24 protein-coding genes and 1 riboswitch are annotated in these 24,838 nt (G+C 72.8%); of the genes, 9 read left to right on the forward strand and 15 right to left on the reverse strand.

Annotated elements, in window-relative coordinates:
• Positions 1 to 24: 24 nt before the first annotated feature.
• Both TCUR_RS12060 and clsA read right to left on the reverse strand, forming a co-directional pair.
• Complete coding sequence (locus tag TCUR_RS12060; RefSeq protein WP_041439588.1) at positions 25 to 2,523, reverse strand: mannose-1-phosphate guanyltransferase; 2,499 nt, start codon at positions 2,521 to 2,523, stop codon at positions 25 to 27.
• Positions 2,524 to 2,545: 22 nt separating this feature from the next.
• Positions 2,546 to 3,214: a cardiolipin synthase ClsA gene (gene clsA / locus TCUR_RS12065; protein WP_012852785.1), complete on the reverse strand. Its 669-nt coding sequence runs from the start codon at positions 3,212 to 3,214 to the stop codon at positions 2,546 to 2,548.
• 75 nt (positions 3,215 to 3,289) lie between these two features.
• Here clsA and TCUR_RS12070 point away from each other — a divergent pair, with 75 nt between their 5' ends.
• Both TCUR_RS12070 and thiC read left to right on the forward strand, forming a co-directional pair.
• Positions 3,290 to 3,835: an NUDIX hydrolase gene (locus tag TCUR_RS12070; protein WP_012852786.1), complete on the forward strand. Its 546-nt coding sequence runs from the start codon at positions 3,290 to 3,292 to the stop codon at positions 3,833 to 3,835.
• 8 nt (positions 3,836 to 3,843) lie between these two features.
• A riboswitch (TPP riboswitch) is annotated at positions 3,844 to 3,957 on the forward strand.
• On the forward strand, positions 3,953 to 5,689 hold the full coding sequence (gene thiC, locus TCUR_RS12075) for a phosphomethylpyrimidine synthase ThiC (protein ID WP_012852787.1): 1,737 nt from the start codon (positions 3,953 to 3,955) through the stop codon (positions 5,687 to 5,689). (Overlaps the previous riboswitch by 5 nt.)
• A gap of 163 nt (positions 5,690 to 5,852) precedes the next feature.
• Here thiC and TCUR_RS12080 read toward each other — a convergent pair whose 3' ends face one another.
• Positions 5,853 to 6,902, reverse strand: coding sequence for a S1 family peptidase (locus TCUR_RS12080; RefSeq protein WP_012852788.1), 1,050 nt, complete (start codon positions 6,900 to 6,902; stop codon positions 5,853 to 5,855).
• A gap of 301 nt (positions 6,903 to 7,203) precedes the next feature.
• On the opposite strand from TCUR_RS12080, the gene prcB reads away from it, so the two are divergent.
• Positions 7,204 to 8,046 carry a proteasome subunit beta gene (gene prcB / locus TCUR_RS12085; RefSeq protein ID WP_012852789.1) on the forward strand — a complete coding sequence of 281 codons (843 nt, stop codon included), beginning with the start codon at positions 7,204 to 7,206 and terminating at the stop codon, positions 8,044 to 8,046.
• 58 nt (positions 8,047 to 8,104) lie between these two features.
• Here the strand turns inward: prcB and TCUR_RS12090 are convergent, their stop codons facing one another.
• Positions 8,105 to 8,569, reverse strand: coding sequence for an Lrp/AsnC family transcriptional regulator (locus TCUR_RS12090; RefSeq protein ID WP_041439589.1), 465 nt, complete (start codon positions 8,567 to 8,569; stop codon positions 8,105 to 8,107).
• A 94-nt stretch (positions 8,570 to 8,663) separates the two neighbouring features.
• Between TCUR_RS12090 and TCUR_RS12095 the strand changes: the two genes are divergently transcribed.
• Complete coding sequence (locus TCUR_RS12095; RefSeq protein ID WP_012852791.1) at positions 8,664 to 9,668, forward strand: threonine ammonia-lyase; 1,005 nt, start codon at positions 8,664 to 8,666, stop codon at positions 9,666 to 9,668.
• On the opposite strand, the gene TCUR_RS12100 is transcribed toward TCUR_RS12095, so the two are convergent.
• The 3 genes from TCUR_RS12100 to TCUR_RS12110 all read right to left on the reverse strand — a co-directional run bounded on the left by TCUR_RS12100 (position 9,665) and on the right by TCUR_RS12110 (position 14,113).
• Entirely contained in the window at positions 9,665 to 10,603 is a 939-nt protein-coding gene (locus tag TCUR_RS12100; RefSeq protein ID WP_012852792.1) for a hypothetical protein, read from the reverse strand. The two genes, TCUR_RS12095 and TCUR_RS12100, sit on opposite strands and share 4 nt — an antisense overlap.
• Positions 10,604 to 11,261: 658 nt before the next feature.
• Positions 11,262 to 12,188, reverse strand: coding sequence for a PfkB family carbohydrate kinase (locus tag TCUR_RS12105; protein ID WP_169313018.1), 927 nt, complete (start codon positions 12,186 to 12,188; stop codon positions 11,262 to 11,264).
• Positions 12,189 to 12,448: 260 nt separating this feature from the next.
• Complete coding sequence (locus tag TCUR_RS12110; protein ID WP_012852794.1) at positions 12,449 to 14,113, reverse strand: catalase; 1,665 nt, start codon at positions 14,111 to 14,113, stop codon at positions 12,449 to 12,451.
• A gap of 172 nt (positions 14,114 to 14,285) precedes the next feature.
• Here TCUR_RS12110 and TCUR_RS12115 point away from each other — a divergent pair, with 172 nt between their 5' ends.
• The gene (locus tag TCUR_RS12115; protein ID WP_012852795.1) at positions 14,286 to 15,443 is read left to right on the forward strand and encodes a carboxylate-amine ligase; all 1,158 of its coding nucleotides are present in this window, start codon (positions 14,286 to 14,288) and stop codon (positions 15,441 to 15,443) included.
• Entirely contained in the window at positions 15,440 to 16,510 is a 1,071-nt protein-coding gene (locus TCUR_RS12120; protein WP_012852796.1) for an iron-containing redox enzyme family protein, read from the forward strand. The genes TCUR_RS12115 and TCUR_RS12120 overlap by 4 nt, the downstream gene beginning before the upstream one ends.
• 28 nt (positions 16,511 to 16,538) lie before the next feature.
• Here TCUR_RS12120 and TCUR_RS12125 read toward each other — a convergent pair whose 3' ends face one another.
• From TCUR_RS12125 to TCUR_RS12145, 5 genes are all read right to left on the reverse strand, one after another.
• A complete protein-coding gene (locus TCUR_RS12125) occupies positions 16,539 to 16,757 on the reverse strand; it encodes a CDGSH iron-sulfur domain-containing protein (RefSeq protein WP_012852797.1) in 219 nt (72 codons plus the stop codon).
• Positions 16,723 to 17,394: a HemK2/MTQ2 family protein methyltransferase gene (locus tag TCUR_RS12130; RefSeq protein ID WP_012852798.1), complete on the reverse strand. Its 672-nt coding sequence runs from the start codon at positions 17,392 to 17,394 to the stop codon at positions 16,723 to 16,725. Before TCUR_RS12130 ends, TCUR_RS12125 begins: the two co-directional genes overlap by 35 nt.
• Positions 17,395 to 17,436: 42 nt before the next feature.
• Positions 17,437 to 18,591 (reverse strand): winged helix DNA-binding domain-containing protein, encoded by a 1,155-nt coding sequence (locus TCUR_RS12135; protein WP_012852799.1) that lies wholly within the window; start codon positions 18,589 to 18,591, stop codon positions 17,437 to 17,439.
• Between the two features lie 138 nt (positions 18,592 to 18,729).
• Positions 18,730 to 19,353, reverse strand: coding sequence for an MBL fold metallo-hydrolase (locus TCUR_RS12140; RefSeq protein ID WP_012852800.1), 624 nt, complete (start codon positions 19,351 to 19,353; stop codon positions 18,730 to 18,732).
• On the reverse strand, positions 19,350 to 20,435 hold the full coding sequence (locus tag TCUR_RS12145) for an S-(hydroxymethyl)mycothiol dehydrogenase (RefSeq protein WP_012852801.1): 1,086 nt from the start codon (positions 20,433 to 20,435) through the stop codon (positions 19,350 to 19,352). Before TCUR_RS12145 ends, TCUR_RS12140 begins: the two co-directional genes overlap by 4 nt.
• Positions 20,436 to 20,589: 154 nt before the next feature.
• On the opposite strand from TCUR_RS12145, the gene TCUR_RS27525 reads away from it, so the two are divergent.
• The 3 genes from TCUR_RS27525 (at position 20,590) to TCUR_RS27535 (ending at position 21,403) form a co-directional block, all read left to right on the forward strand.
• On the forward strand, positions 20,590 to 20,802 hold the full coding sequence (locus tag TCUR_RS27525) for a hypothetical protein (protein WP_052305494.1): 213 nt from the start codon (positions 20,590 to 20,592) through the stop codon (positions 20,800 to 20,802).
• A gap of 57 nt (positions 20,803 to 20,859) precedes the next feature.
• Complete coding sequence (locus TCUR_RS27530) at positions 20,860 to 21,000, forward strand: hypothetical protein (protein ID WP_217265415.1); 141 nt, start codon at positions 20,860 to 20,862, stop codon at positions 20,998 to 21,000.
• Between the two features lie 160 nt (positions 21,001 to 21,160).
• Complete coding sequence (locus tag TCUR_RS27535) at positions 21,161 to 21,403, forward strand: uroporphyrinogen decarboxylase/cobalamine-independent methonine synthase family protein (protein WP_052305495.1); 243 nt, start codon at positions 21,161 to 21,163, stop codon at positions 21,401 to 21,403.
• Between the two features lie 16 nt (positions 21,404 to 21,419).
• On the opposite strand, the gene TCUR_RS12155 is transcribed toward TCUR_RS27535, so the two are convergent.
• From TCUR_RS12155 to pobA, 3 genes are read right to left on the reverse strand one after another with little or no spacing between them, the layout of a single operon-like run.
• A complete protein-coding gene (locus tag TCUR_RS12155; RefSeq protein ID WP_245536852.1) occupies positions 21,420 to 22,178 on the reverse strand; it encodes an IclR family transcriptional regulator in 759 nt (252 codons plus the stop codon).
• 48 nt (positions 22,179 to 22,226) lie between these two features.
• The gene (locus TCUR_RS12160) at positions 22,227 to 23,378 is read right to left on the reverse strand and encodes a lyase family protein (RefSeq protein WP_012852803.1); all 1,152 of its coding nucleotides are present in this window, start codon (positions 23,376 to 23,378) and stop codon (positions 22,227 to 22,229) included.
• Positions 23,371 to 24,573: a 4-hydroxybenzoate 3-monooxygenase gene (gene pobA, locus TCUR_RS12165; RefSeq protein WP_012852804.1), complete on the reverse strand. Its 1,203-nt coding sequence runs from the start codon at positions 24,571 to 24,573 to the stop codon at positions 23,371 to 23,373. Before pobA ends, TCUR_RS12160 begins: the two co-directional genes overlap by 8 nt.
• Between the last annotated feature and the right edge of the window lie 265 nt (positions 24,574 to 24,838).

Raw genomic sequence — 24,838 nt, forward strand, 5'->3', positions numbered from 1 at the left:
CGAGTCGTGCCGGGAGCCGGCCTTTCAGGACACGGCGCGTTCGACGACGCCGGCCCACTCCTCCAGCAGGGCCTGGGCGGCGTCGTGGTCGCCGGCCTCGGCCCACAGGTGGGTGAGGGCCTCGGCCGGGTCGGGCAGCACCAGCACCCACCGGCCGTCGCCTTCGACCACCCGCACCCCGTCGGTGGTGTCGATGGTGCGGTCGCCGGCCGCCTCCACTACGCGGCGCATGACACCGCCCTTGGCGGCCCACGGCGTGGGCACCGAGCGGCGCAGCAGGTGGGCCTCGGGGATGCGGGCGTCGATCTGGGAGAGGGTCAGCCGGGTGCGGGCCACCAGCCCGACCAGGCGGACGAACCCGGCGATCCCGTCGACGGTGTTGCTGAACTCGGGGAAGACGAACCCGCCGCGGCCGTCCCCGGCGAAGACGACGCCGGGTGCGGCGGCGGCCTTGGTCAGCGCGTCCTGGGAGGTGGAGATCCATTCCACCTGGACGCCGTGGAAGCGGCAGACCTGCTCGGCCACGCGGGTGGTGGTGACCGGCAGCGCCACCCTCCCGCCGTGGCTCTCGGCGGCCACCAGGTCCAAGAACACCAGCAGCGCCCGCTCGTCGTCGATCAGCTCGCCGTTCTCGTTGACCAGCGACAGCCGCTCGCCGACCGGGTCGAAGCGGGCGCCGAAGGCCGCCCGGGAGGAGGAGACCAGCTCCCCCAGCCGCTGCAGGTCGCGCATCCGCTCGGCCAGCGTCTCGGTGGGGTTGGCCTCATCCAGCCGGTTGTTCATGGTCAGCACGTCCACGCCCATCATCCCCAGCAGGGCGGGCAGCACCAGCGAGGCGGTGCCGCCGGCGCAGTCCAGCACGATCTTCAGCCCGGCCTCGCGGACGCCGCGCTGGTCCACCCGGCTCAGCAGGTCGCGGGTGTAGGTCTCCAGGGTGCGGGCCGGGTAGCCGAGCTGGGCGATCTCGCCGGGGAAGGCGCGGCGGAACTCCTGGCGGCCGAAGACCCGCTCCAGCTTGCGCTGGGCGGACGAGGACAGGTCGGCGCCGTCGGCGTCCAGGAAGAGGATGTCCACGCCCTGGGGGTCGCCGGGGGTGGTGCGGATGTAGATGCCGCCGCCGGCGTCCTCGCGGGCGGTCTCAAAGCGCACCAGCGGCAGCGCGCAGGCCTGCAGGTCCTGGACGTTGATGGCACTGGCGGTCAGCGCGCTGATCACGGCGCGTTTGAGGGTGCGGGCGGCGCGGGAGGCGTCGCGGCCGGTGACCACGGTGGCGCCTTTTTTGAGGGTGGTGGCGTAGGCGCTGGCCAGCCGGACCGCCAGCTCGGGGGTGATCTCCACGTTGACCAGGCCGGAGACCCCGCGCGGGCCGAACAGGTGGCGCTGGCCGCGCGACTCCCAGATCACGCTGGTGTTGACCACCGCGCCGGCCTCGATGGTCTTGAACGGGTAGACCTTGACGCCGTTGGAGACGTAGGCCTCCGATTCGATGACGCACTCGTCGCCGATGACCGCGCCCTCTTCGATGCGGGCGCCGGCCATCACGTCGGTGTTCTTGCCGACGACGCAGCCGCGCAAGTTGGCCGACGGGCCGATGAAGACGTTGTCGTGCACCACGGCCCGGTGCAGGAACGCCCCCTCCTTGACCACCACGTTGCTGCCCAGCACGGTGAACTCGCGCAGCTCGACCCCGGCCTCGACCTTGGCGTAGTCGCCGATGTAGAGGGGGCCTTTGAGGATGGCGTCGCTGTCGACCTCGGCGCCCTCGGCGATCCACACGCCCGGGGAGACCTCAAAGCCGTCCATCTCCACGTCGACCTTGCCGGAGAGCATGTCGGCCTGGGCCTTCAGGTAGCTTTCGTGGGTGCCGACGTCCTCCCAGTAGCAGTCGGCGACGTACCCGTACAGGGGGGCGCCCTCGGCCAGCAGCCTGGGGAACACGTCGCTGGACCAGTCCACGACCTCGCCGGCGGGCACGTGGTCGAGGATCTCCGGCTCCATCACGTAGATGCCGGTGTTGACGGTGTCGGAGAAGACCTGCCCCCAGGTGGGCTTTTCCAGAAAGCGCTGGATGCGGCCGGCCTCGTCGACGATGATGATGCCGAACTCCAGCGGGTTGGGCACCCGTTTGAGGCCGATGGTGACCAGTGCGCCGTTCTCCTTGTGGAAGCGCACCATGTCGGTCAGGTCGATGTCGGTCAGGGCGTCCCCGGAGATGACCAGGAAGCGGTCGTCGCGCAGCGCGTCCTGGGCGTTCTTGACGCTGCCGGCGGTGCCCAGCGGCACCTCCTCGGTGGCGTAGCTGAGCGACATGCCCAGCTCCTCGCCGTCGCCGAAGTAGTTGCGGATCAGCGCGGCCAGGAACTGCACGGTGACCACGGTCTCGGTCAGGCCGTGGCGTTTGAGCAGCCGCAGCACATGTTCCATGATCGGCCGATTGACGACCGGCAGTAGCGGCTTGGGCTGGTTGGCGGTCATCGGGCGCAGCCGGGTCCCCTCCCCGCCCGCCATCACAACGGCCTTCATGGGCGTGTCGCGCTCCCTTCGGTCAGCCGGCCGAGGTTCGGGGGTCCGCGCCGGAGCCGCCCGGCGGGACGCCCGGCGGTCCGGCGCCGGTGCGGTCGGCCAGCACGAGCTGCCGCACCTGGACCCAATAGAGGACGGCCGCCCACCAGTACAGTGCCGTTCCCCAGATGGCGAAGGACCAACCGAAGACCCGGGCCGCGGTGGCCACCGCGCCGGAGTGGTCCCCCAGCAACAGCAGCGGGAAGGCGTACAGCAGGCACAGCGTTCCCGCCTTGCCCACCATGTGCACCGGCAGCGTGCCGTTGTAACCGAGCCTGCGCAGCACCGGGACGATCGGGGTGATGGCCGCCTCGCGGCCGACCAGCAGCAGGGTCAGCCACAGCGGGATGATCTCCCGCATCGTCAGCCCGACCAGGGTGGCCAGGATGTACAGGCGGTCGGCGGCCGGGTCCAGCAGCGCGCCCAGCCGGCTGGTCTGGCCCAGCGCGCGGGCCAGCCGGCCGTCCAGCCAGTCCGACAGGCCGGCGCCCACCAGCAGGCCCAGCGCCCAGGTGTCGTGCCCGGCCAGCACCAGCCACAAAAACAGCGGCACGCCCAGCAGCCGGGCCAGGCTCAGCGCGTTGGGCACCGTCCAGATGCGGTCGGCGGCCCCTCCGGCCCGCCCCTCGGCCGGATCGGCCCGTACCTCCAACCCCGTTCACCTCCCGTCCCGATGATCCTGACCCTACCTGCCGGATTGTGCTCGGCCTCGGTAGCGTCCTGCCCCATGGAGTGGAGGCGGCATGGAGAACGGTCCATCTACCGCAGTCCGTGGGTGGACCTGCGCGTGGCGGATGTGGAGCTTCCCGACGGCCGTCGCTTCGAGCACCACCTGGTGCGGGTGCGCCCGTCGGCGGGCGTGGTGGCGCTCGACGACCGCGGCCGGGCGCTGCTGATCTGGCGGCATCGTTTCATCAGTGACTCTTGGGGCTGGGAGATTCCCGGGGGACGTGTGGAGCCGGGCGAGGACCCCGCCGAGACCGCGGCCCGGGAGCTGCTGGAGGAGACCGGCTGGCGGCCCGGACCGCTCCATCATCTGCTGGACATCCGCCCCTCTCCGGGCCTGACGGATGGCGTTCATCACATTTTCCGGGCCGAGGGCGCGGTGCGTGTCGGGGAGCCGACCGACGTGGAGGCCGAGCGGATCGAGTGGGTTCCGCTGGAGCGGGTGCCGGAGCTGGCCGCCCGGGGCCAGATCGGCGCCGGCAGCACCCTGGCCGCCCTCCTATACCTGATGACCGGGCCTTGCGGCAACGGGGCGGAGGCGGGTTAACGTCTGGGGCGGACGAGCGCGGGAGCCTGGCGAACCGGGCTGAGAGTGCGGCTGAGACGGCCGCTGACCGCTGGAACCTGACCGGGTAATGCCGGCGTAGGGAGTAGTCGAATCGCCATGACGCAAGCCTCAGTGTCCGCTGCCCGAAAGACCTACCTGACCGGCGCATCCCGTCCCGACATCCGGGTGCCGATGCGCGAGGTGGTGCTCACCACGGGCGACTCGCTGGTGTTGTACGACACCTCCGGCCCGTACACCGACCCCTCCTACCAGGTGGACGTGCGGCGCGGACTGCCCGCCCTGCGGGCGAAGTGGATCGCCGAACGCGGCGATACCGCCGAATACGACGGGCGGCCCGTCCGTCCCGAAGACGACGGGCGCAGGTCCTCGGACCCGTTGCGGGACCAGGGGGCCTTCCCGCCGCGCAGGCCGCGCCGCGCCACCGGCAAGGCGGTGACGCAGCGGGCGTACGCGCGGCGCGGGGAGATCACCCCGGAGATGGAGTTCGTGGCGCTGCGCGAGGGCGTGGATCCGGAGTTCGTGCGCCAGGAGCTGGCGGCCGGGCGGGCGGTGCTGCCGGCCAACGTCAACCACCCCGAGCTGGAGCCGATGATCATCGGGCGGAACTTCCTGGTGAAGGTGAACGCCAACATCGGCAACTCGGCGGTGGCCTCCTCCATCGAGGAGGAGGTGGACAAGATGACCTGGGCGATCCGCTGGGGCGCCGACACCGTCATGGACCTGTCCACCGGGCGGGACATCCACACCACCCGGGAGTGGATCCTGCGCAACTCCCCGGTGCCGGTGGGCACCGTCCCGCTGTATCAGGCGCTGGAGAAGGTCGGCGGCAACCCCGCCGACCTGAGCTGGGAGGTCTTCCGCGACACCGTCATCGAGCAGGCCGAGCAGGGCGTGGACTACATGACGGTGCACGCGGCGGTGCTGCTGCGGTACATCCCGCTGACCACGCGGCGCAAGACCGGGATCGTCTCCCGGGGCGGGTCGATCATGGCGGCCTGGTGCCTGGCCCACCACAAGGAGAACTTCCTCTACACCCACTTCCGGGAGCTGTGCGAGATCTTCGCCGCCTACGACATCACCTGGTCGCTGGGGGACGGGCTGCGGCCCGGGTGCATCGCCGACGCCAACGACGAGGCCCAGTTCGCCGAGCTGCGCACCCAGGGGGAGCTGACCAAGATCGCCGCCGAGTTCGACACCCAGGTGATGAACGAGGGGCCCGGCCACGTCCCGATGCACAAGATCAAGGAGAACGTGGACCTGCAGCGCGAGCTGTGCGACGACGCCCCCTTCTACACCCTGGGGCCGCTGACCACCGACATCGCGCCGGGCTATGACCACATCACCTCGGCGATCGGCGCGGCCATGATCGGCTGGTACGGCACCGCGATGCTGTGCTACGTCACCCCCAAGGAACACCTGGGGCTGCCCAACAAGGACGACGTCAAGGCCGGGGTGATCGCCTACAAGATCGCCGCGCACGCCGCCGACCTGGCCAAGGGGCACCCGGGGGCGCAGGCCTGGGACGACGCGCTGTCGGAGGCCCGGTTCGAGTTCCGCTGGGAGGACCAGTTCAACCTGTCGCTGGACCCCGACACCGCCCGGTCCTTCCACGATGAGACCCTGCCGGCCGCCCCGGCCAAGACCGCGCACTTTTGCTCGATGTGCGGGCCGCACTTCTGCTCGATGAAGATCACTCAGGATGTGCGGCGCTTCGCCCGGGAGCGAGGGCTGACCGAGGAAGAGGCCCTCCGGGAGGGCATGCGGGCCAAGGCCGAGGAGTTCACCGCCTCCGGCGGGCGGATCTACCTGCCGGTGTCGGCGGCCGAGGACTGAGCCGCCGGCATGAGACGGGGTGCGGCGGGGTGCGCCCCGAGCAGGGCGCACCCCGCCGTGCCGCACGGCCGCCCGGTGGCGCCGCGGGCCATGGCCTCATCTCCGGCCGTGGTCTTCGGGAACGACAGGGTGGAACCGCCGGCCGGGTCCGGCGGATCCGTTCTCAGTAGACGCTGACGCCGTAGACGCTCAGCGGTTCGGTGACGGGCTGGAAGAAGGTGGTGCCGCCCCACAGGCAGTTGCCGCTGCCGCCGGAGGTCAACCCCAGCGCGGTGGTGCCGGCGAACAGCGGGCCGCCGCTGTCGCCCGGCTCGGCGCACACCGTCGTCCTGATCAGGCCGGACACGGTGCCCTCGGCGTAGCGGACGGTCTGGTTGAGGGCGGTCACGATGCCGCTGCGCACGCCGGTGGTGCTGCCGCTGCGGCGCACCGACTGGCCGATGTAGGCGTTGCCGGCGGAGGTGATGTCCTGCTCGCCGGCGCCGTACAGGTACACGGTGCCGGGCTTGGCGATGCCGGTGTTGGTGTAGCGGACGATGCCGTAGTCGTTGCCGGGGAAGCTGGTGCCGACGCGGGTGCCCAGCACGGTGGTCCCGCTGGAGTTGGCGTACCAGGTCGAGGAGATGTTGGTGCAGTGACCGGCGGTCAGGAAGTAGAGGTTGCCGCTGTTGTCGCGCACGTTGAAGCCCAGTGAGCAGCGCGCGCCGGAGGCGTAGATGGCCTGGCCGCCGGCGATCGTGGTGCGGAAGGTCCCCGAGACCTGCTCGATGCGCACGGCGGTACCGTACTTGGCGGCGATGGCGCGCACCTTGGCCAGTTCGGCGCCGGTGACGGTGGCGTCCAGGGTCAGCACCACCTGGTTGGACGCCGGCTGGATGGCCCAGGCGGTGCCCGCCACGTCGATGGAACGGTCGAAGTCGGCCATGATCCGTTGCAGCTCGGCGCCGCTGCGGGCGACGCGGCGCGGCAGGGCGCCGGCGCGGGCGACGGTCTGGGCGGCGGCGTCGTCGGAGACGGTCACCACGAGCTTGCCGCGGGCGTTGTCGTAGTAGGAGCCCGCGCTTCGGGAGCCGAGACGCTCGGCCAGGGTGGCGGCCAGGCGGCCCGGGTCGGACGGCGCCGGGGCGGCGGTGGCCGCCGGCGCGGTCAGCAGGGTTGTGGCCGTCGCCGTCGCGGCGGCTGCGGCCAGGGCGGCCAGGCGGACGGGTCTCATCCTCACGGTGCCTCCTGCGGGTGTGGGTGGAGAGGGTTGAACTGCCCTTGACCCTTGTCAAATCGTCATTAAGGAGACCCGGCCCGGCAAGGGCGAAAAATTAAGCGTATTGCCCACAACTGATGACTCTGTGTTCACTTCGCATTCCCGAGGCCGGCCGGTGCCGCCCCTGCTCAGGCGGCGCGTCCGCGCTCCACGGGTTCACGGCCGAAGATCGCGTTCGTCGCGCCGTGTGCGGTGACCCGCCCGGCCGTGCAAAGATCGGGATCAGCGCACGGCGACCACGACGAAGGGGGCAGCGATGACAGAGCGGGAGCGGGGGCAGGGACTGCCCGCGGAGTTCTTCGCCGTCGGCACGGCGTCCTTCGTCGAGCTGCTCAGCCGGACCGCGCCGCAGCTGCTGCCGGTCAACCGGGTCCGCGACGGCTCGCACCCCATGCCGGACATCCCGCACGGCACGACGATCGTGGCGGTGCGCTACCCGGAGGGGGTGATGCTGGCCGGTGACCGGCGCGCCACCTCCGGCAACCTGATCGCGCAAAAAGACCTGGAGAAGGTCCACCGGGCCGATGAGCACTCGGCGGTGGCGATGGCCGGCACCGTGGGCCTGGCCCTGGAGATGATCCGGCTGCTGCAGGTGGAGCTGGAGCACTACGAGAAGCTGCAGTCGGCGAAGCTGTCGCTGCCGGGCAAGGCCCGGCGGCTGGGCGCCGTCATCCGGGCCAATCTGGCCCATGCCATGCAGGGCCTGGCGGTGGTGCCGGTGTTCGCCGGCTATGACCTGGACGCCGGGGTCGGCCGCATCTACAACTACGACATCACCGGGATGCCGCAGGAGTCCCGGGACTTCCACGCCGAAGGGTCCGGCTCCCCGTTCGCCCGCGGCGCGCTCAAGAAGCTGTACCGGCCGGACCTGACCGAGGCGGAGGCGGCGGCGGTGTGCGTGCAGGCCCTCTATGACGCCGCCGAGGACGATGCGGCCACCGCCGGCCCCGATCTGGCCCGGCGGATCTTCCCCACCATCGCGACGGTCACCGCCGACGGGTACCGGCGGCTGCCGGAGCAGGAGGTGGCCGAGCTGACCGAGTCGGTGGTGGGCGCCCGCCGGCAGCGTCCGGACGGCCCGGTGGCGCCGCTGCGCTGACCTTGCGGCGACCGCCGCGGGCGCACTGCGGCTTTTCCGGGGCGGCGGGTCGGAGGATCTATTCCTCCACGGGGACGGCCAGTCCGCGTTTGAGGGTGGACAGCGCCATGCTGGTGCGGAAGCGGCGGACGTTGCGGTTCTCGGCGACCAGGCGCTGCATGAACGCGTCGTAGTCCTCGGCGTCCCGGGCGGTGATCACCAGGGTGAAGTCGGATTCGCCGGTGACGTACCAGGCCTGCTGCACGGCCGGCTCGGCGGCCAGCCAGCGTTTGAGCTCGTGCAGGTCTTCCGGCCGCTCCCGCTCGATCTCCACCCCCACGATCATCACCAGCGGGCGGCCGACCAGTTTGGGGTTGACCACCGCGACCTGAGCCTCGATCACCCCGCTCCGCCACAGCCGCTGCAGGCGGCGGTGCGCCGCCGAGGCCGACAGGCCCACCCGCTCGCCGATCTGGGCGGCGGTGAGGCGGGCGTCCCGCTGGATCAGCGCCAGGATCCGCCGGTCGATGTCGTCCAGGTCGATGTTTCACCGTCCGGAAGGCCGTTCATGCACGTTCATTGCGCGATCAGCATAGTATGCACACTTTCTGTGCACATTCGGTCACTAGTCTGGAGGCATGCGCGACCTGCCGCCGTCCCGCCGGCCCTTGCCGACCGCCGAGGGCATCGAACGAGCCGCCCGTGCCATCGACCCGGTGTTCACCGGCTCCCCCGCGCACGACAGCGCCGAGCTGGCCAAGGCGCTGGGGGTGCGGCGGGCCGTCGTCAAGGACGAGACCGGCAATCCCATCCGCTCCTTCAAGGGCCGGGGCGCCGACTGGTTCATGGCGCATCTGCCGGCGGATGACACCGAGCCGCTGGTGACCGCCTCGGTGGGCAACTTCGGGCAGGGCATGGCGTACGCGGCGCGCCGCCGCGGCCGGGCGCTGACCGTCTTCGCCGCCGAGAACGCCAGCCCGGTGAAGGTGGCGGCGATGCGGCGCCTGGGCGCCGAGGTCCGCCTGGGCGGCCGGGACTTCGACGAGGCCCGGGCGCGGGCCATCGCCCACGCCCGGGCCGGTGGAGGGCGCCTGGTGACCGACGGGGACGAGCCGCGCATCGCCGAGGGGGCGGGCACCATCGCCTGGGAGCTCACCCGCCAGGTCGCCGACCCGCTGGAGGTGCTGCTCGTCCCGCTGGGGAACGGGGCGCTGGCCGGCGGCGTGGGGACCTGGATCAAGCACGCCTGGCCCGGCACGCGCGTGATCGCGGTCGCCGCCGAGGGCGCGCCCGCCATGGCCCGTTCCTGGCACGAGCACGCGCTGATCACCACTCCCACGGCCGACACCATCGCCGACGGCATCGCGGTGCGGGTGCCGATCCCCTACGCCCTGCAGGTCATGCGGCGCTGCGTGGACGATGTGGTGGTGGTGCCCGATGAGGCGATCGTGGCGGCGATGCGGCTGCTGCACCGGACGCTGGGGCTGGTCACCGAGCCGGCCGGGGCGGCCGGGGCGGCGGCGGTACTGGCCGATCCGGCGGCCTTCGCCGGCCTGTCGGTGGGCACCGTGGCCTGCGGCGCCAACCTCACCGACGACCGGCTGCGCCGCTGGCTGCCGCAGGCCGCCCGCTGCGAAGGCTAGGCCCACTCCCAGCGGATGCCGTACATCCCCGGCCGCATGCCGTGTTCGAGCAGGTGGACCGAGTTCCACGTGGTCAGCCGCAGCTCCTGGCGGTCGGTGCAGGCCGCTCCCACGGTGGGCTGCCAGACCCGGAAGCAGCGCCGGGGCGTCGCCCCGTCCGCAAAGCGCACCTGCAGCAGGTACTCGCGGGTGGGGAAGCGGAAGCCGCGCACATAGCGGCGCACCTCGGGCCGCCCGTCGCCGCAGCGGAACTCGTACTCCACCACGTAGGTCTCCCCCGCCGCCAGGGGACGGTCGAACAGCAGCTCCACCGCGGCCAGCCCGTCGTCCCGGCTGATGCGGCGGCGTCCCACCCGGCACAGTTCGCTGCTGAAGTCCTCGGGCGGGGGGCCGCCCTGGCAGTGGTGGATCGCCACATGCCGGTCCACCCCGTCGCGGCGGGCCCGGAAGACGATCCGCGACCGGGCCGACCGCTCCCCGCGGTCGGGGCCCACGGTGAAGATCTCATGGTGGCTGAGGGTCTCCAGCTGGTCGTCCAGCGGCACGGCCAGCTCGCCGAGCAGGTCGCGCAGCCCCGAATAGGCGGGGCAGACATCGCGGGGGCTCAGTGCGTCGCCGGAGGCGTGGCTCAGCCAGCGGCCACGCGGCCGCCGCGGGCCGAGCAGCCCGATGAGGGCGCCCGCCGGCAGCTCCAGGATCTCCTCCAGCGCTTCCACCGCCCGCAGGGATTGGCTGCGTTCGGGCCGGCAGCGGCCGCGCTGCCAGTAGCTGAGGCTGGCCACGCTGACGCGCACCCCCCGGTGGCGCAGCCGGGCGTGAAGGCGTTCCAGGCTCAGCCCCCGCGCCTGGATCGCCAGATGAAGCGCACGGTCAAAAGGCCCCGTACGCAGTACATCGTCCAGAATTGCCCCCGGTCCTTCGGCCTGCTGTGTCATCACAACTCCAGGAAACCGTCGACCGCCGACCTTTATCTTCCCCGGAGCCGCGGTCGCGGACCAGGGTGAATAACCGATGAATTCCCTTCCGGCGGGCGTGCGGCCGAGGAAGAGAATCCCCGGGCACGCCGCAGGTCCGCAAGGCGATCAGCGCCTCCGGCGGGCAAAACTCTTTATGGCACCGGCTCGCCCGCCCCGGAACCGAGGGACGAAACCGCAGGTCATCAGCCATCTGGTGGAGCGAGAGAAGGACGGCGGGAGATTTTTTCAGTTTTTACGTCCCGCCGGCCGCCCCACCGCAAGCGCCCGCGCCGGCCTTTGCGCACCTTCCCGGCCGGACCACATCACGTCACCATGCAGACCGGTTCCCCTGCCACGGCGAACAATGGCATCGGCGACAGCTCCCGGTCGTTATCGGGGAACCCCACAATGCCGTCCCGGCTCTTGACTGATCACAACACACGGTGTGTACTCGTCAGCAACTCACGCCAAATCCAGAGTGCCGAGATCGGCATGTGCAGCCATTGATCCCTTTTCAAGGAGCACTCTGCGGCTTCGAAGGGCGGCGCCCGTTTCCGGGCGGTCCCGGGTCATCGCACCGCCCCGGTTTCCGCCGCCCGCTCGCCGTCACGGCCCTCGGCGGGCCCTGCGGCGAAGGTCACCAGAACGCGCCGGATCCGCCCGGGGTCTCCTCCAGGGCGGGCTCGTGCAGCTCCACCCGCCCGGCCAGCTGCCGGGCGGTTTCCGGATCCATGCCGCTGGGCGCCTCCGGCCGGTCGCTGTGCGGCGTCCCGGCGGCCACTCCGAGCCGGACGGCGTCCTCTTCCGGCAGGCCGGTGGCCAGGCCGGCGGCGATCGCGGCGATGAGGCGGTCGCCGCAAAGGCCGGCGGCCGCCGTGCCGCCGGGCGGCACCGGCGCGGGAACGGCGACCACGTCCTCGCCGATCAGGACGAGCGCGGGCCGCTCGGCGCGGCGGAGCACGACGGTGCCGGCGCCGCGCGAGCGCAGCCGCCGCATCGCGGCGACCAGGTCACCGACCCCGGCATGGGCCGCGTGACCGCCCGGGCCGACGGGCAGCCGGCGCTGGTCCAGGCAGAGCACGTCCACTCCCCCGGTCAGCGCGGCGGCCAGCGCCTCGCCGCTCAACGCGGCCACCACGCGCACCCCTCGGGCGCGCAGGTCGCCGGTGAGCCCGCGGTAGAGGCCGGGGGGCACCGCGGCGGGGTCCGCCTCCTGGGTCAGCACGCACACGTCCGCCCGCGCCCCGGCCTCCAGCGCGGCCGCGCGCAGCCGGTCCGCCTCCTGGGGGGTCAGCGGATCGCCCGGGGACTCGGCGACGGTGCGCATCGTGCCGGCGCCCTGCTCGCGGACGCGGGTGCCGTTGCGGCCGGGCCGCCGCACCGCCCGGCATTCGATGCCTTCTTCGGCCAGCAGCTGCCGCAGCACCGGCCCGCTCTCCCCGCCGAAGCACCCGCACAGCACCGTGGAGACGCCGAAGGCGGCCAGCACCCGGGTCTGCCGGCATCCCGGGCCCTCGGCGCGCAGCCGGATGTCGGGCATCTCCTCACGCGTATCAACAGTCACGCTCAGTAGCGGTATCGGCGCGAAGACCATCGCCTTGCCTGGCATCGGACCCCCCAGTCCCCCGACTCTTCGGTGCGCCTCTTCAACCCCCTGCCCGGTGCCGCGCGGACCGCTCGGGGCCGCGGGCCGCGTGCTGAAAAGGCCGATATCGCATTGGTCCCCGCGGCGGGGGCGCCGCATGCATCGCGACGGCGAGGGGCGCCCAGGACCGGCGCGGCGTCCTGGGCGCTCCTTCGCGTGTCTTGCCTACCCGGCCTCCCTTACCCGGCGTACGTCACTTGCGCGCGCTCGTTGGGGACGCAGTGGGTCATCTTGAGCCCGCTGACGTCGCGCGGCCCGTTCTTGCCGAGGTTGGCCATGCGCTCGCGTTCGGCGTCGCTGAGCGTCTGGGTGGGCAGCGGCGGCAGGTCCTTGACGTCCTCGGGCGTGATGCCCAGGCCCTCGCCGACCCGCAGGCCCAGCTCGTCCTCGCACATCAGCAGGTGCCAGACCATGCGCTCTTGGATGGGCCGGTCGCACTGGGAGAGGTTGGTGATGAAGTTGCCGACCAGGTCGTCGCGTTCCCACTGCTCCATCAGCAGGTAACGCTGCCCGGCCTGCTCATAGTCGTTGGTCAGCGGGATGCGCTTGCGGGTCAGCCGCCCGGTGATGACCGGGCCCTGCTCCTCGTGCAGGGGACGCGGCGCCTCGCGCAGCCCGCCGGTGATGGACGGCTCGTAGTTGACGTGCGGGTTCTCCCCGGCGGCGTCGACGAAGTAGGTCATCAGGCCATCGCGCTGGTTGGTGCGCACCTGGGCGTTCTTGGCCTGGTTGACCGGAAGCTGCAGGTAGTTGGGGCCGACCCGGTAGCGCTGGGTGTCGCTGTAGGAGAAGGTCCGCCCCACCAGCATCTTGTCGTCGGAGAAGTCCAGGCCGTCCACCAGCACCCCGGTGCCGAAGGAGATCTGCTCGCTTTCGGCGAAGAAGTTGGAGACGTTGCGGTTGAGCACCAGCCGGCCGACCGGCAGCGGCGGGAATTGGTTCTCCGGCCAGACCTTGGTGTCGTCCAGCGGGTCGAAGCCCAGCTCCGGGTGCTCGGCGTCGCTCATGATCTGCACCAGCAGCTCCCACTCGGGGTAGTCGCCCCGGTTGATGGCCTCCTGCAGATCCCTGGTGGCATGGCCCAGCTCGCGGGCCTGGACGGCGGCGGCGTCCTCCTCGGTCATGCTGCGCACGCCCTGTTTGGGCATCCAGTGGTACTTGACCAGGTGCGTCCGGCCCTCCTGGTTGACCCACTTGTAGGTGTTGACCCCGAAGCCCTGCATGTGCCGGTAGTCGGCGGGGATGCCGCGCGGGCTGAACAAATTGACCAGCATGTGCATGCTCTCGGGGGTCTGCGACATGAAGTCGAAGATCCGGTTCGGCTCCTGCCGGAACGTCACCGGGTCGGGTTTGAGGGCGTGGATGACGTCGGGGAACTTGATGGCGTCGCGGATGAAGAACACCGCCAGGTCGTTGCCGACCAGGTCCCAGTTGCCGTCCTCGGTGTAGAACTTGACGGCGAAGCCGCGCGGGTCGCGGGCGGTCTCGGCGGAGTCGCGCCCGCCGATCACGGTGGAGAAGCGGACCGCCACGTCGGTGCGTTTGCCGGGTTCCTGGAACAGCTTGGCGCGGGTGTAGCGGCTGATGGGCTCCTCGCCCCAGGTGCCGTAGGCCTCGAAGTAGCCGTAGGCGGTGATGCCGCGGGCGTGCACCACCCGTTCGGGGATGCGTTCGCGATCGAAGTGACTGATCTTCTCCAGGAACTGGTAGTTCTCCAGCGTGGCGGGGCCGCGGGCGCCGATGGTGCGCTGGTTCTGGTTGTCGTGGACCGGGTGTCCCTGGCGGTTGGTCAGAATCGGTCGCTCGTCGCCGGGCTGCAGTCCCTGGCGTGAAACGTCCGTCATGGCGGGGTTCCCTCCCTGCGGTGTCAGCTTGCCCCGGCTTCCTCGGCCGGACGCTTCCCCTACCCCGGCCCAGCCGGATTAACGGCGTACCGGGTCAAAATCGGCGCGGGCGTGACCGGGCGGGGTGCGGGTAGGACGGGCCTGCCGAGTCACCGCACGGCAGGGAGGACGCGTGGCAGCGGTCGCGGCGGGATCCGGGGTGACGCTGGGGGTGGAGGAGGAGTTCCTCCTGGTCGACCCGGTCACCGGGGCGACGGTGCCGCGGGCCGCGCGGGTGCTGGCACGGGCCGGGCGGCATCCGCTTTCGTCCGGGACGCGTTTTCACCCCGAGCTGGCGAGCACCCAGGTCGAGGCCGCCACGGGGGTGTGCACCACGCTGCGCTCCCTGCGGCACCAGTTGCGCGAGGGCAGGGGCCGGCTGGCGGCGGCCGCCGCGGCGGAGGGCGCCCGCCTGGTGTCGACGGGCACGCCGGTGCGGCCCGGCCCCGATCCCCCGCCCGGCCCCGGTGAACGCTTCGCCCGGATCCGGCGGATGTACGCCGGGGTCGTGGCCGGGTACCAGTGCTGCGGCTGCCATGTGCACGTGGGCGTGGCGGACCGGGAGACGGCCGTGGCCGTGGTCAATCACCTGCGGCCCTGGCTGCCGACCCTGCTGGCGCTGTCGGTCAACTCCCCCTTCGACCGGGGACGCGACAGCGGCCACGCCTCCTGGCGCATCGTGGAGCAGTCCCGTTTCCCGGGGGCGGGAGTGCCGCCGTGGTCCGCCGACGCGGCCGAGTTCGACCGGCGGGTGCAGTGCCTGGTGGACGGCGGGGTGCTGGCCGACCCGGCGATGACGTTCTGGCTGGCCCGTCCCTCCCCGCACCTGCCGACGGTGGAGGTGCGGGTGGCGGACGCGGCCGGCACCGTGGACGAAGCGGTGCTGCAGGCGGCGCTGACCCGCGCCCTGGTGCGCCGGGCGCTGTGGGACCTGGCCGCCGGGCGGCAGGCGCCGCGCGTCGACGACCAGGTGTGCGCGGCGGCGGTGTGGTCGGCGGCCCGGTACGGGCTGGACGGGCCGGGCGTCCACCCGCTGGAGGGGACCGCGGTGCCGGCGATGCGTCTGGTGAAGGAGCTGATGGGACGGGTGCGGCCGGCGCTGGAGGAGTCCGGTGACCTGGCGGCGGTGGAGGCGGCGCTGGCCCGGCTGCGCGTCGTGGGGACGGGCGCGGTGCGGCAGCGCCGCGCGGCCGCGGTCAACGGGACGGCCGGGGCGGCCGCCATGCTGATCCGCCAGACCGCCCGGCCCGCATGGCGGGCGCCTGAGCGGGTAGGCACGGCCCGCCCATGAACGTCGCCCGAGGGGAGACCGCCATGACCTCGGCCACCATGCCCGCCGCCGGTGCCGGCCCGTCGGCTGCGGCGCTGCCGGCGCCTCGCGGACCGCTGTCTGAGACGGTGATCTCGGCGTTGGGGACACGGGCGCCGGGATCGGGCGCCCTCGCCGACCGCGCCCTGCCGGGACGGGCCGCCGCGGCCGACCCGCTGGGCGAGGACCTGCAGCTGGCCCTGCACGTGTGCTACGAGCTGCACTACCAGGGCTTCGCCGGGGTGGACGCCGCCTGGGAATGGGATCCGGATCTGCTGCGGCTGCGGGCGGCCATGGAGCGGGCGTTCCTGGCGGAGCTGCGGGCCCGCGTGCCCGGCGGCGACCGGGTCGGTCCGGCGCTGGAGGAGCTGCTGGTCGAACCGGCCGGCGCCAAGGGGGTCTCGCACTTTCTGCGGGACGAGGGCGAGCGGTGGCAGATGCGCGAGTACCTGGTCCACCGTTCGATCTACCACCTCAAGGAGGCCGACCCGCACGCCTGGCTCATCCCCCGGCTGCGCGGCCAGGCCAAGGCGTCCCTGGTGGCGGTGGAGTTCGACGAGTACGGCGGCGGGCACGGCGCGCGGATGCACTCGCGGCTGTACGCCGACCTGATGGAGGAGATGGGCCTGGACACCGGCTACCTGCGCTACCTGGACGCGGTGCCGGCGGTGACGCTGGCGACGGTCACGATGATGTCGCTGTTCGGGCTGCACCGGTCGCTGCGCGGCGCGATGGCGGGGCATTTCGCGGCGGCGGAGATCACCACCGCGCCCAGCGCCCGGCGGATGGCGCAGGCGCTGGAGCGGCTGGGGGTGGGTGCGCGCGGGGTGCGTTTCTTCACCGAGCATGTGGAGGCGGACGCGGTGCACGAGCAGGTGCTGCGCCACGACGTGCTGGGCGACCTGCTGCGCACCGAGCCGGACCTGGCCGCCGACGTGGTGCTGGGCGTGCAGGCGACCACGCTGCTGGAGCGGCGCCTGGGCGAGCACCTGCTGGACCGCTGGCGGGCGGGCCGCAGCTCGCTGCTGCACCCGCTGCCGCCCGGGTGACGGCCCACGCCGGGCCCTGGGCGGGCGTTCAGCCCGCGCGGCGGGTGCGGCGGTGGCTGGTGTCGCACAGCGGCATGGTGCGGCTGCGGCGGCAGGTGCACAGCGCCACCATGAAGCGGTCGCACACCACCGTGGCGCCGTCGGCCATGACGATCTCCACCGGGCCCTCCACCAGCACCGGGCCGCCCGGTTCGACGATGACGCGGCGGCGCTCAGGGCCGCTGGGGGACGTCGGTGCGGTCCGCACGGATCACCACCAGTTCCTCATGACGCTGGCCGGGCCGGATCAGCCCGGCGGCCTCCAGTTCGGCCGCGCGGCTGCGCAGCACCGGGCCGAACGGCTCGCGGCGCCGGGCGGTCACCGCCGCCTTGAGCCCGTGGGCGCGCAGCGCCTCCACGGTCGCCTGCACCCCGCACAGGGCCGAGTGCACCACCAGCAGCACGCCGCCGGGCGCCAGCAGCGGCGGGGCCGCCGCGCACAGCCGGTCCAGCCACAGCCGGCCGTGCGGCCCGCCGTACCAGGTGCGGGAGCGTCCGTGCCGGGCGGGCGGGCCGCCGCGGCAGGGCACATACGGCGGGTTGGCGGTGATGACGTCGAAGTGCTTGCCGGCGACCGGCTCGACCAGGTCGCCCCGTAACACCCGGATCGGCAGGCCGCGCAGCCGGGCGTTGAGCCGGGCGGCCAGCACCGCGCGGACCGACACGTCGGTGGCCACCACTTGCCGGGCGCCCGCCCGCGCGGCGGCCATCGCCACCACGCCGGTCCCGGTGCACAGGTCCAGCACCCGCGCTCCCGGGCGGATGGGGGCCTGGCGCAGCGCCTCGGTCAGCAGGGCGGTGTCGCCCTGCGGCCGGTAGACGCCCGGCGGTCTGACGATGAACACCGCTTTCGTCTACCGCGCAGGAAGCGGAACAAACATCCCCGTTCACCGCGCGCCCGCACGCCAGGGTTCCTCCGGCGCGTCGTGCGGGATGAACCGCACGTCGTGGCGGTCGGCCTCGGCCTCGGCGAACTCCAGCAGCCGGATGCCCTCCTCGGCCGTCTCGGCCCGCTCGGCGCGGGTGAGCGGGCGGAACGGCTTGATCAGCAGGGTGGCCGCGCCCCGGTTGCGGACGATCTTCCAGGTGCCTTCGGTGAACCCGTCCACCAGCAGCAGGGACGGCATGAGGTTGCGGGGAAGGGTGTGCCGCCGGTAGGCGGGGGTGATCACGCGGCTGCGGTCGGCGTGCGACAGGAACAGGTTGTCGAAGTCGTACATGAAGCGGACCGGCGCCGGGGTCTGCGGATCCGGCCGGGGAGCCTCGGGCAGGTCGAACAGCTCCCGGCCGTCGGCGGTGCGGAAGATCACCAGGCGGGGCCGCAGCCGCTCCAGGACCTGCCGCAGCCGGGTCAGTCCCGACCAGGTCTGGACGTCCTTGACGGTGGCGGGCCCGAAGGCCGCCAGGTAGCGCAGCACCAGGTCCTCGACGGAGGCCTCCGCGTCCATCGGCTCGCCCAGCCACGCTTCGGCGCTGGTGTGGGCGCCCGGTCCGCTCCTGCCCCACAGGCCGCGCGGCGGGACCTGCACCAGTGGCACCAGGGCGCGGACCATCTGGGCCAGGGCGTGGGGGTGGCGCTCACCCCACCCGGCCGCCCGGCCGTGTTCGGCCAGCCGGGCGCCGAGCACGGCCGGGGTGAGGGGCTGTTCCTCCACCAGCGCCCGGCCCACGGCGGCGAGCTCGCCGCGGTCCACCCCCTCCAGGTCCCGGCCGTACATGCCCTCGGTGGCGCGTTCGATCACCGGCTGCACCAGGGGGCGCAGCCACCGGCAGTCCCGTGCGGTGACCAGGTGGAGGGTGGAGCGCATCAGCGCGATCCGGACGGCCCGGCGGCCGGTGAGCAGTTCGGCGGCCTGTTCGGGCTTGAAGCCCTCCACCCTGCTCCACAGGCCGGTATACCAGGTGTGCGGGGTCTGCGCCTGCAGCCCGGCCAGGTGCTCGATCACCTCGGGCACCGGCAGGGTCGTACGGTCCAGCAGGAACTGGCGGGCCAAGGTGGCGCGGTTGAGCTCGCGCAGCCCGAGCACCCGGTCGGCCGGCATGGCGGCTCCCTCTCTGCGAAGCGTGCGGGTCTTTCAGGATCCACGCTAGGGGTGATTGCGGTCAGTTCCTGGCCGCAATGCCCCGGCCGGGCCGGTTCACCATCAGGTACCGCTCTGTCTTGCGGGAACGGCGGCGATTCAGTAGCCGCGGGCGATCCACTCCTCCAGGTGGGGCGCCTCGTCCCCGATGGTGGTGGTCTCGCCGTGCCCGGTGCGGACGACCGTCTCGGCGGGCAGGGTGAGCAGCCGCTCCCGGATGGAGGCGATGATGGCGGCGAAGTCGGAATAAGACCGGCCGGTGGCGCCCGGGCCGCCGCGAAAGAGGGTGTCCCCGGTGAACACCGTGGTCAGCTCCGGGGCGTGCAGGCAGACCGCCCCGGGGGCGTGGCCCGGGGTGTGCAGCACCCGCAGAACGGTCCCGGCCACGGTGAGCTCCTGGCCGTCCGCCAGGTCCCCGTCGGGGTCGCGATCGGGGTAGACCATCCGCCACAGCACCCGGTCGGCCGGGTGCAGCCAGATGGGGGCGCCGGTGCGGTCGGCCAGGGGCGCCGCGGCGTTGATGTGGTCGTTGTGGGCGTGGGTGCACACGATGGCCGTCAGCTCCCGGTCGCCCACCGCCGCCGCGATCGCCTCGGCGTCGTGGGCGGCGTCGATCACGATGACCTCGCGGTCGTCGCCGACCAGCCAGACGTTGTTGTCGACGTCCCAGGTCCCGCCGTCCAGGGTGAACTGCCCTGAGGTGACCAGATGCCGGATGTTCACAGCACCACCACCGAGCGCAGCACTTCGCCCCGGTGCATCTTGTCGAAGGCGGCCTCGACCTCTTCCAGGGCGATGGTCTCCGACACGAACGCCGCCAGGTCCAGCCGGCCCTGCAGGTACAGGTCGATGAGCATGGGGAAGTCCCGCGAGGGCAGGCAGTCGCCGTACCAGGAGGACTTGAGCGCCCCGCCCCGGCCGAAGACCTCCAGCAGCGGCAGCTCGATCTTCATCTGCGGGGTGGGCACGCCCACCAGCACCAGCGTGCCGGCCAGGTCGCGGGCGTAGAAGGCCTGCTCGTAGGTCTCCGGGCGGCCGACCGCCTCGATCACCACGTCCGCGCCGAACCCGCCGGTCAGCTCGCGGATCGCCGCCACCGGGTCGGTCTTGGCGGAGTTGACGGTGTGGGTGGCGCCGAAGTCCTTGGCCCACTCCAGCTTGCGGTCCTCGATGTCCACCGCGATGATCTTCGCCGCGCCGGCCAGGCGGGCGCCGGCGATGGCCGCATCGCCCACCCCGCCGCAGCCGATCACCGCGACGCTGTCGCCGCGGGTCACCGCCCCGGTGTTGAGCGCCGCGCCGATCCCGGCCATCACCCCGCAGCCCAGCAGCCCGGCCGCGGCCGGGTCGGCGGCCGGGTCCACCTTGGTGCACTGCCCGGCGGCCACCAGCGTCTTGTCGGCGAAGGCGCCGATGCCCAGGGCGGGGGTCAGCTCGGTGCCGTCGGCCAGCGTCATCTTCTGGACGGCGTTGCGGCTGTCGAAGCAGTACCAGGGCCGGCCGCGCAGGCAGGATCGGCACTGGCCGCACACCGCCCGCCAGTTCAAGATCACGAAGTCTCCGGGGGCGAGGGCGGTGACGTCCGGGCCCACCGCCTCCACGACCCCGGCGGCCTCGTGCCCGAGCAGGAACGGGAAGTCGTCGGTGATGCCGCCGTCCCGGTAGTGCAGGTCGGTGTGGCACACCCCGCACGCGCGGACCTGCACCAGCGCCTCGCCGGGGCCGGGGTCGGGCACCACCACGGTCTCCACGGAGACGGGCTCGCCCTTGCCGCGGGCGATCACCCCGCGAACCTCATGTGCCATGCGTCCTCCCGGCTCAGCTCCTCTTTTCCCGCTGTCTCCCCGGAGGACGGGCGGTCACTCGGGGCCCGGCCCGCATTCTCAATGGACAGGTGGCGGTGGTGACGCCTATGCCCGAAATCCAGGGCACACGGGCGGGCGTTGAAGGAGTGATGCCATGCGTCAGACCCCGCCATTCCGCGCCGACCACGTGGGCGGCCTGCTGCGGCCGCCAAAGCCGCTCAAGGCCCGCGCCGACGCCGCCGCGGGCCGGATCGGGCGCCGGGAGCTGCGCCGCGCCGAGGACGAGGCGATCCGTTCGGCGATCGCCCCGCAGCGGGAGGCGGGGCTGCGATCGGCCACCGACGGGGAGTTCCGCCGCACCTCCTGAAACAGGGACTTCATCTACCGGCTGGGCGGGACCGGCCCGGGCCGGGAGCGGGTCACGATGAGCTTCCGCAACGCCGAGGGGCGCTTTGAGCTCACCGGCACCGCGCCGCGGGTGCACGAGCGGGTGCGGCCGGAGGAGACGATCTTCGCCGACGGCTTCGTGTTCCTGCGCGATGAGCCGGCCGCCCAGAGGGCATGACGGTCACCGTGCACATGTGCCGGGACGACTTCCGCTCCTCCTGGATGGCCGAGGGCGGCTGCGACTTCGTCGCCGAGGCGTTGTTCAACGAGCCGGCGGTGGACGGCTTCTTCTGGAGTACGACGATGAGCGCTCCGGCGGGTTCGAGCCGCTGCGGTTCGTGCCCAAGGGCAAGACGGTGGTGCTGGGGCTGGTCACCGCCAAGCGGCGCGCGCTGGAGAGCAAGGACCGCCTCAAACGCCGCATCGAGGAGGCCTCCGGCCACGTGCCGATCGAGCAGCCGTGCCTGTCCCCGCAATGCGGATTCTCCTCCACGGTGGAAGGCGGCGATGCGCTGACCCTCCGGGAGCAGACCGCCAAGCTCCGCCCAGTCGCAGAGACCGCCCAGGAGGGCTGGGGCTGACTTCGCCCTCCTCCCCTCACTCGGGCAGCGCGACCCAGGAGGCGGCCACGTCGCGGGACAGGGCGCGGGCCGCGGTCAGCACGGTGGGCGCCAGGCGGCGCGGGTCGGCGGTGCCGCTGCGGGCCACCAGCGAGATCGCCGCGATCACCCGCTGCCGCCCGTCGCGGACCGGCGCGGCCACCGAGCAGGAGCCCAGCGTCATCTCCTCGCGGGTCACCGCATAGCCCTGGCGGCGCACCTCGGCCAGCTCCCTGCGCAGCCGGTCGGGGTCGGTGATGGTGTAGGGGGTGCAGGCGGTCAGCCCGGCCTCGATGACCTCCCGCTGCACCGGCTCGGCGGCGAAGGCCAGCAGCACCTTGCCGACCCCGGTGGCGTGCAGCGGCAGCTCGGCGCCCACGCGGGTGAGGATCGGCACCGAGCGCGGCCCGCGCAGCCGCTCCAAATACAGCGCCCGGCCCTCGCGCAGCACGGCGAGCTGGACGTTCTCCCGGGTGACCTCATACAGGTCCTCCAGGTAGGGCAGGGCCAGCTCGCGCAGGGCGGCGGCGGCCGGGGTCTGGGCGGCGATGCGCCACAGCCGGATCCCGATCCGGTAGGCGCCGTCGGAGCCGCGTTCCAGGAAACCGCCGGCGGTCAGCTCGCCGACCAGCCGGTGCCCGGTGGCCAGCGGCAGCCCGGTGCGGCGGCAGATCTCGGTCAGGGTGAGCCCGCCGCCCCCGGGGCCGCCGGGGACGTCGGCGAACGCCTCCAGGATCGCCATGACCTTGCCGGCCACGCCCAAGGGCCGCCGTGCCGCAGAACGCCGCGCCGAGGACATGCCGCCCTATGCCCCGGACGTCCGGTAGTGCGCCAGTGCCCGGTCCACCAGGGCCTGGGCGGAGCCGAGGCCGGTGCCCGAGCCGTGTGCGCGCAGGGTCTGCACCAGCCGGTCCAGGGCCTGCCGCATCCGGTCGGGAAAGACCTGCAGGCCGGCGGCCAGCTCGGCGGCCGTCTCGGCGGCCCCGCCGGTCAGCCGCAGGCATTCGCGCAGCGGCTGCCACTCGGCGTGCCACTCCCCGGCGGGCCGTTCGTGGGCGGCGCCGCCCTGCGCGGTCAGCAGCACCGCGACCTGGGCGGGCACCTGCAGGGCGGCCGAGCGGATCAGCGTGGACAGCACGGGGTTGCGCTTGTGCGGCATGGCCGACGAGCCGCCCCGGCCGGGGGCGGCGGGCTCGGCGACCTCTCCCACCTCCTCCTGGGACAGCAGCATCACATCGGTGGCGAACTTGCCGAGCGCCCCGGCGGTCTGCGCCAGCGCCGCGCCCAGCTCCACCACCGGGGTGCGGACGGTGTGCCAGGGCAGCACGGGTTCGTCCAGGCCGGTCTCGGCGGCATACAGCGGCAGCAGCTCCACGGCGCGCTCCCCATAGCCGGACATCGTCCCGGCGGCGCCGCCGAGCTGCACCGGCAGGCGCACCTGTGCCAGGCGGCGCCGCGCCTGCAGGCAGCCCAGCAGCCAGCCGGCGGCCTTGAGCCCGAAGGTGACCGGCAGCGCCGGCCGGCCCAGGGTGCGTCCGGCCATGGGGGTGTCGCGGTGGCGTTCGGCCAGCCCGGCCAGCGCCGCGCAGGTGCGGTCCAGGTCCCGCAGGATGAGCGCGCGGGTGCGGGAGGCCACCAGCATCGCGGCGGTGTCGGCGATGTCCTGGCTGGTGGCCCCGTGGTGGGCGTGGGGGGTGGCCGCGCGCAGCTCGGCGGCGATCGGCACCACCGGGTTGCCGGACCGGCGGGCCTGCACCGCCAGCCGGCCGGCGTCGGTGATGCGCCCGGCGGCGCGGGCGACGGCCGCGGGGGCGTCGGCGGGGATCAGGCCCAGGCGGGCCTGGGCGCGGGCCAGGGCGATCTCGGCGTCCAGCAGCGCCCGCAGCCAGGCCTCATCCCCGGTGGCCGCCTCGGCCCCGCTGCCCGCCCGGACCGGCGACAGCAGCCCGTCAGTCATACAGCGCGCTTTCGAAGGGCAGGCCGACGTAGTTCTCGGCGAGGGTGGTGGCCGCCGCCTCCGAGCCGGTGACGTAGTCCAGGTGGGACAGCTGCAGCCGGCGGCCGAAGGCGTCGTCGCTGTCGAAGGTGTGCAGCAGCGTGGTCATCCACCAGGAGAAATGCTGGGCCCGCCAGACCCGCTTCAGGCAATCGGCCGAATAGCGCTCCAGCAGCTCGGTCGACCCGGTGCGGTACCAGCTCACCAGCGCGTTGGTCAGCACGCGCACGTCGGCCACGGCCAGATTGAGGCCCTTGGCCCCGGTGGGCGGCACGATGTGGGCGGCGTCCCCGGCCAGGTACAGCCGCCCGTACTGCATGGGCTCGACCACGAAGCTGCGCATCGGGGTGATGCCCTTTTCCAGGATCGGGCCGGTCTGCAGGGTGAAGCCCTCGACGGTCTCCAGCCGGGCCTTCAGCTCCGCCCAGATCCGCTCGTCCGGCCAGGCCTCCAGCGTCTCGTCCGGGGCGACCTGCAGGTAGAAGCGGCTGATCTGGGGGGTGCGCATGCTGTGCAGCGCGAAACCGCGCTCGGTGCGGGAGTAGATCAGCTCCTGCGAGGAGGGCGCCACGCGCGCCAGGACGCCCAGCCAGGCGAAGGGATAGTCGCGTTCGTAGACGGTCAGCACCCCCTCGGGGATGGACCGCCGGGTCACCCCGTGGAAGCCGTCGCAGCCGGCGATCACGTCGCACTCCAGGCGGACGTCCCGGCCGTGGGAGTCGGTGTAGGTGACCGACGGGGCGGGGGAGTCCACATCGTGCACGGCCACGTCGGAGACTTCGAACTCGATGCGGCCCGCGTCGGCCAGCCGTGCGGCGATGAGGTCTTTGACGACTTCCTGCTGCCCGTAGACGGTGATGCAGCGGCCGGGCACCAGCTTTTCGAAGGCGATGCGGTGCCCTTGTCCTCCATAGCGCAGTTCGATGCCATGGTGCGGCATTCCTTCGCGTTGCAGCCGCTCCCCCACGCCCGCTTCGATGAGGGTGTCGACCGTGCCTTGTTCCAGCACGCCCGCCCGCACGCGTTTTTCCACGTAGTCGCGGGAACGGATCTCCAGGACCACCGAGGTGATCCCGCGCCGGTGCAGCAAGTGCGACAGCAGCAGGCCGGCCGGGCCCGCGCCCACGATCGCCACCTGAGTCCGCTCGGTCCGCATCGCGCCCTCCTCGTCCGGGATTCTCCACGATCCTGCCGCCGGACGGGACGCACGCGGCCGTCGTCTTTCCGCTCAGCGGAAACGCGCGGTCACAGCGGTTCCTCACTGCCGGTATGCGTCCTGGTCAGCGCCCTTTTCGCACACAGCGACAAGCGAACCGCATTCTGGACGAGTTGCGCGAAATCGGTCGCCGAACTTTCCCGGTGCCTGCTTTTCCCTGCGGGAGCCGAGAAGCCGGAGGGCACCGAGCCCGGTGGCGCCCTGC

This window comes from Thermomonospora curvata DSM 43183, assembly GCF_000024385.1.
In the GTDB taxonomy this organism is placed as follows: Bacteria; Actinomycetota; Actinomycetes; order Streptosporangiales; family Streptosporangiaceae; genus Thermomonospora; species Thermomonospora curvata.

What these genes read in the sequence shown, in the direction of transcription:
- TCUR_RS12160 (WP_012852803.1), bottom strand. Translation starts at nt 23,378, where the DNA reads ATGACTGACGGGCTGCTGTCGCCGGTCCGGGCGGGCAGCGGGGCCGAG.
- TCUR_RS12135 (WP_012852799.1), bottom strand. Translation starts at nt 18,591, where the DNA reads ATGCCGGCCGACCGGGTGCTCGGGCTGCGCGAGCTCAACCGCGCCACC.
- thiC (WP_012852787.1), top strand. Translation starts at nt 3,953, where the DNA reads ATGACGCAAGCCTCAGTGTCCGCTGCCCGAAAGACCTACCTGACCGGC.
- TCUR_RS27525 (WP_052305494.1), top strand. Translation starts at nt 20,590, where the DNA reads ATGCGTCAGACCCCGCCATTCCGCGCCGACCACGTGGGCGGCCTGCTG.
- pobA (WP_012852804.1), bottom strand. Translation starts at nt 24,573, where the DNA reads ATGCGGACCGAGCGGACTCAGGTGGCGATCGTGGGCGCGGGCCCGGCC.
- TCUR_RS12100 (WP_012852792.1), bottom strand. Translation starts at nt 10,603, where the DNA reads ATGACACAGCAGGCCGAAGGACCGGGGGCAATTCTGGACGATGTACTG.
- TCUR_RS12145 (WP_012852801.1), bottom strand. Translation starts at nt 20,435, where the DNA reads ATGGCACATGAGGTTCGCGGGGTGATCGCCCGCGGCAAGGGCGAGCCC.
- TCUR_RS12080 (WP_012852788.1), bottom strand. Translation starts at nt 6,902, where the DNA reads ATGAGACCCGTCCGCCTGGCCGCCCTGGCCGCAGCCGCCGCGACGGCG.
- prcB (WP_012852789.1), top strand. Translation starts at nt 7,204, where the DNA reads ATGACAGAGCGGGAGCGGGGGCAGGGACTGCCCGCGGAGTTCTTCGCC.
- TCUR_RS12060 (WP_041439588.1), bottom strand. Translation starts at nt 2,523, where the DNA reads ATGAAGGCCGTTGTGATGGCGGGCGGGGAGGGGACCCGGCTGCGCCCG.
- TCUR_RS12095 (WP_012852791.1), top strand. Translation starts at nt 8,664, where the DNA reads ATGCGCGACCTGCCGCCGTCCCGCCGGCCCTTGCCGACCGCCGAGGGC.
- TCUR_RS12120 (WP_012852796.1), top strand. Translation starts at nt 15,440, where the DNA reads ATGAACGTCGCCCGAGGGGAGACCGCCATGACCTCGGCCACCATGCCC.
- TCUR_RS12110 (WP_012852794.1), bottom strand. Translation starts at nt 14,113, where the DNA reads ATGACGGACGTTTCACGCCAGGGACTGCAGCCCGGCGACGAGCGACCG.
- TCUR_RS12070 (WP_012852786.1), top strand. Translation starts at nt 3,290, where the DNA reads ATGGAGTGGAGGCGGCATGGAGAACGGTCCATCTACCGCAGTCCGTGG.
- TCUR_RS27530 (WP_217265415.1), top strand. Translation starts at nt 20,860, where the DNA reads ATGAGCTTCCGCAACGCCGAGGGGCGCTTTGAGCTCACCGGCACCGCG.